Below are 4823 nucleotides of genomic sequence, written 5' to 3' on the forward strand. Positions count from 1 at the left end.
GCCCCTTCCCGTCGGGAGGGGCCGTGTCCTATGCCCGGCGCCGCACCATATAAGCGGTGCCGCGGTCCGCCGCGCGCTCCCCGGCGTAGTCGTGGCCGCGCATCTCGCACCACGCCGGGATGTCCAGGCGCGCCGCCTCGTCGTCCGCCAGCACCGTGACGGTCCCGCCCACCGGGACGTCCCCGATGACCTTGGCCAGCTCGATGACCGGCAGCGGGCAGCGCTTGCCGAGCGCGTCGACGACCAGTTCCGGGGCGGCGGGGGAGCGGGCGGCGGGGGAATCGACGGCAGAAGAAGAAGGGGACGGCGCGGACAGGCTGTCGCGGACCGACGCCACCGTCTCCGGGAGCACCGCGAGGAAGCGCTCCACGTCCTCCTCGTCCGTGCCCGTCGGCAGCGACACCCGCACATTGCCCTCCGAGAGCACCCCCATCGCCCGCAGCACATGGCTCGGCGTCAGCGCGCTCGACGTGCACGAGGAACCGGACGACACGGAGAACCCGGCCCGGTCCAGGGCGTGCAGCAATGTCTCCCCATCGACATAGAGACAGGAGAACGTCACCAGATGGGGGAGCCCGCGCACCGGGTCGCCGACCACCTCGACGTCCGGCACCAGGTGCGGCACCCGTGCCCGTATCCGGTCCACCAGCGCCCGCAGCCGCGCGCCTTCGGCCTCGGCGGACGCCCGTACGGCCCGCAGCGACGCCGCCGCCGCCACGATGGCGGGCAGGTTCTCGAAGCCCGGCGCGCGCCCCGACTCCCGCTCGTCCGCCGGTCCCCGGGGCGCGAACCGCACCCCTTTCCGTACGGCCAGCAGCCCGACCCCCGAGGGGCCGCCCCATTTGTGCGCGCTCGCGGTCAGCAGTGACCAGCCCGCGGGGGCGGGTTCCCAGCCCAGCGACTGGGCCGCGTCCACGAGCAGCGGCACGCCCGCCGCCCGGCACGCCTCGGCGGCCTCCGCCACCGGCTGCTCCGTGCCCACCTCGTGATTGGCGCTCTGGAGGACGGCCAGCGCGGTGTCGTCGCGCAGCGCCGCCGCGTACGCCGCCGGGTCGGCCCGGCCCGTACGGTCCACCGCGACCTCGGTCACCGAACCGCCCGCCGACTCGTGGGCCGCGGCCGAATGGAGTACCGAGGAGTGTTCGACCGCGCTCACGATCAGGTGGCGGCCGACACGCCGACGTCCGGCGAGCGCGCCGGCGATCCCGTCGTGCACGGCGCGCGTCCCGGAGGAGGTGAAGACCAGCTCGTCGGGGCGGCACCCCGCCTCCTGCGCGGCGGCCTCGCGCGCCGCGTCCAGCAGGAGCCGGGCGCGCCTGCCCTCGCGGTAGAGCCGGGCCGGGTCGGCCCATCCCTCGTCGAGCGCGGCGAGCAGCGCCTCGCGGGCGACCGGGTGCAGGGGGGCGGCTGACGCGGCATCGAAGTAGGGCACGTCCCGAACGCTAGCGCCCGGTCCCCGCGGGCGGTGCGCATGGGCCGTACGCCGAGCTGACGGACCTCCAGATCGCTCGCGGAGGCGGGGATTCCACCCCTTCGGGGAGTACCGCGGCGCGTTGGGCACCCTCCCCGCGCGACCCCAAATAGCGTCCAGTAGGGTTTGGTCCGCATAAACATCCAAACCCCTGCCCGCGCCGGGCCGGCGACCGACCCTTCAGACGGCCGCAGCCGGAACCGCGGGCGAGACTCTCGGGAAGGCGCTACGTGAGTCCCAACGGCTCCGACCGCTCGTCGCGGCGCCCGGTGCGGCGGAAGCTGCTGCAGGCGCTGGCCGCGGGCTTGGTCCTGGCGACCGCCACCGGTTGCACATCCAAGGACTTCCCCCGCCTCGGAATGCCCACGCCCGTCACGGAAGAGGCGCCGCGGATCCTCTCCCTGTGGCAGGGCTCGTGGGCGGCTGCGCTCGCCACGGGCGTACTGGTGTGGGGCCTGATCCTGTGGAGTGTCATTTTCCACCGACGCTCCAGGACCAAGGTCGAGGTTCCCCCGCAGACCCGGTACAACATGCCGATCGAGGCGTTGTACACCGTGGTCCCGATCATCGTCGTCGCGGTGCTCTTCTACTTCACCGCCCGTGACGAGAACAAGCTGATGACCAACCCCAAGAAGCCGGACCACGTCGTGAACGTGGTGGGCTTCCAGTGGAGCTGGGCCTTCAACTACATGGAGGACGTGAAGGGCAGTCCCCGGCCCACGAAGCCGCTCCGCGACAACAAGGAACTGTCCGCCATCCCGGACCGGTACCTGGCGAAGGTTCCCCAGAACGCCGGCGGCGTCTACGAGGTCGGCACGCCGGCCACGAGGGACCCGGACACGAACAACCCGGGCCCGACCCTGTGGCTGCCGAAGGGCGAGACCGTCCAGTTCGTCCTCACCTCGCGGGACGTCATCCACTCGTTCTGGGTGGTGCCGTTCCTCATGAAGCAGGACGTCTTCCCGGCGCACACCAACAGCTTCACGGTGACCCCGAACAAGGAGGGCACCTTCCTCGGCAAGTGCGCCGAGCTGTGCGGCGTGGACCACTCGCGCATGCTCTTCAACGTCAAGGTCGTCTCTCCCAAGGAGTACAAGGCGCACCTTGAGGAGCTCGCGCAGAAGGGCCAGACCGGTTACCAGCCGGCGGGCATCGCGCAGACGGATCACGCGAAGAACGCGGAGACCAAGAACAAGTGAGCATCCTCAACGAACCCCAGGGTGCCGCCGCCGACACGGCTCCGGCAGCACCGCCCGTACGCCAGAAGCAACCCGGCGCCGCCGTGGTCAAGTGGCTCACCACCACCGACCACAAGACGATCGGCACGCTGTATCTGGTCACGTCGTTCGCGTTCTTCTGCATCGGCGGCGTCATGGCGCTGCTCATGCGCGCCGAACTCGCCCGTCCCGGCACGCAGATCATGTCGAACGAGCAGTTCAACCAGGCGTTCACGATGCACGGCACGATCATGCTGCTGATGTTCGCGACGCCGCTGTTCTCCGGATTCGCGAACTGGATCATGCCGCTTCAGATCGGCGCGCCCGACGTGGCGTTCCCGCGGCTGAACATGTTCGCCTACTGGCTCTACCTCTTCGGCTCGCTCATCGCGGTGGGCGGCTTCCTCACGCCGGACGGCGCGGCCGACTTCGGCTGGTTCGCCTACTCCCCGCTGTCGGACGCGATCCGTTCGCCCGGCGTCGGCGCCGACATGTGGATCATGGGTCTGGCCCTCTCGGGCTTCGGCACGATCCTCGGCTCGGTCAACTTCATCACCACGATCATCTGCATGCGCGCTCCCGGCATGACGATGTTCCGGATGCCGATCTTCTGCTGGAACGTCCTGCTGACCGGTGTGCTGGTCCTGCTGGCCTTCCCGGTGCTGGCCGCCGCGCTGCTCGCGCTGGAGGCGGACCGCAAGTTCGGCGCCCAGATCTTCGAGGCCGCCAACGGCGGCGCACTGCTCTGGCAGCACCTCTTCTGGTTCTTCGGCCATCCAGAGGTGTACATCATCGCGCTGCCATTCTTCGGCATCATTTCCGAGGTCATTCCGGTCTTCTCCCGAAAGCCGATGTTCGGCTACATCGGGCTGATCGCCGCGACGATTTCCATCGCCGGTCTCTCGGTGACCGTCTGGGCGCACCACATGTACGTCACGGGCGGCGTGCTATTGCCGTTCTTCTCCTTCATGACCTTCCTGATCGCGGTACCGACCGGTGTGAAGTTCTTCAACTGGATCGGCACCATGTGGAAGGGCTCACTGAGTTTCGAAACACCGATGCTCTGGGCCGTCGGATTCCTGATCACCTTCACCTTCGGTGGTCTGACCGGCGTCATCCTGGCCTCGCCGCCGATGGACTTCCACGTCTCCGACTCGTACTTCGTGGTCGCGCACTTCCACTACGTCATCTTCGGCACCGTGGTCTTCGCGATGTTCTCCGGCTTCCATTTCTGGTGGCCGAAGTTCACCGGCAAGATGCTGGACGAGCGGCTCGGAAAGATCACCTTCTGGACGCTGTTCGTGGGCTTCCACGGCACGTTCCTGGTGCAGCACTGGCTGGGCGTCGAGGGCATGCCGCGCCGCTACGCGGACTACCTCGCGGCGGACGGCTTCACCACGCTGAACACCATCTCGACGATCAGCTCGTTCCTGCTCGGCCTGTCGATGCTGCCGTTCTTCTACAACGTCTGGAAGACCGCCAAGTACGGCAAGAAGGTCGAGGTCGACGACCCGTGGGGCTACGGCCGCTCGCTGGAGTGGGCGACCTCCTGCCCGCCGCCGCGGCATAACTTCCTCACGCTGCCGCGCATCCGCTCCGAATCCCCGGCGTTCGATCTGCACCACCCGGAGATCGCGGCGCTCGACCAGCTGGAGAACGCGCACGGGCCGCAGGATGACAAGGCTCTCGCGGGCGGCAAGGAGGCCGGCAAGTGAAGATCCAAGGACGGATGTTCATCTGGCTCGCCCTCTTCATCCTCGTCATGGCGATCGTCTATGGCGTGTGGTCGAAGGAGGCCGCCGGCACCACGGCGCTCTTCATGGCCTTCGGCCTGAGCATCATGATCGGCTACTACCTGGCCTTCACGGCTCGCCGGGTGGACGCCGGGGCGCAGGACAACAAGAACGCGGACGTCGCCGACGACGCCGGTGAGCTGGGCTTCTTCTCCCCGCACAGCTGGCAGCCGCTGTCCCTGGGGCTCGGCGGCGCGCTCGCCTTCATGGGCATCATCTTCGGCTGGTGGCTGATGTTCTTCTCGGCCCCGTTCATCATGGCCGGTCTCTTCGGCTGGGTGTTCGAGTACTACCGCGGAGAGAACGCGAACCAGTAGCTCTCTTCGGCGCACAGCGCGGAAC

At 68.7% G+C, this 4823-nt stretch carries 4 protein-coding genes; 3 read left to right on the forward strand and 1 reads right to left on the reverse strand.

Features of this window, described 5'->3' with window-relative positions; all coding sequences use genetic code 11:
• Positions 1-28 precede the first annotated feature (28 nt).
• Positions 29-1432 (reverse strand): cysteine desulfurase/sulfurtransferase TusA family protein, encoded by a 1404-nt coding sequence (locus ACFU99_RS33335; RefSeq protein WP_384399170.1) that lies wholly within the window; start codon positions 1430-1432, stop codon positions 29-31.
• Between the two features lie 269 nt (positions 1433-1701).
• On the opposite strand from ACFU99_RS33335, the gene coxB reads away from it, so the two are divergent.
• The 3 genes from coxB to ACFU99_RS33350 are packed head-to-tail and all read left to right on the forward strand — an operon-like array spanning position 1702 to position 4798.
• Entirely contained in the window at positions 1702-2670 is a 969-nt protein-coding gene (gene coxB / locus ACFU99_RS33340; RefSeq protein WP_384399172.1) for a cytochrome c oxidase subunit II, read from the forward strand.
• On the forward strand, positions 2667-4403 hold the full coding sequence (gene ctaD, locus ACFU99_RS33345; RefSeq protein WP_384399174.1) for a cytochrome c oxidase subunit I: 1737 nt from the start codon (positions 2667-2669) through the stop codon (positions 4401-4403). The genes coxB and ctaD overlap by 4 nt, the downstream gene beginning before the upstream one ends.
• Positions 4400-4798: a cytochrome c oxidase subunit 4 gene (locus ACFU99_RS33350; protein WP_384399176.1), complete on the forward strand. Its 399-nt coding sequence runs from the start codon at positions 4400-4402 to the stop codon at positions 4796-4798. Before ctaD ends, ACFU99_RS33350 begins: the two co-directional genes overlap by 4 nt.
• Positions 4799-4823: the final 25 nt, after the last annotated feature.

This window comes from Streptomyces sp. NPDC057654 (genome assembly GCF_042800135.1).
GTDB lineage: Bacteria > Actinomycetota > Actinomycetes > Streptomycetales > Streptomycetaceae > Streptomyces.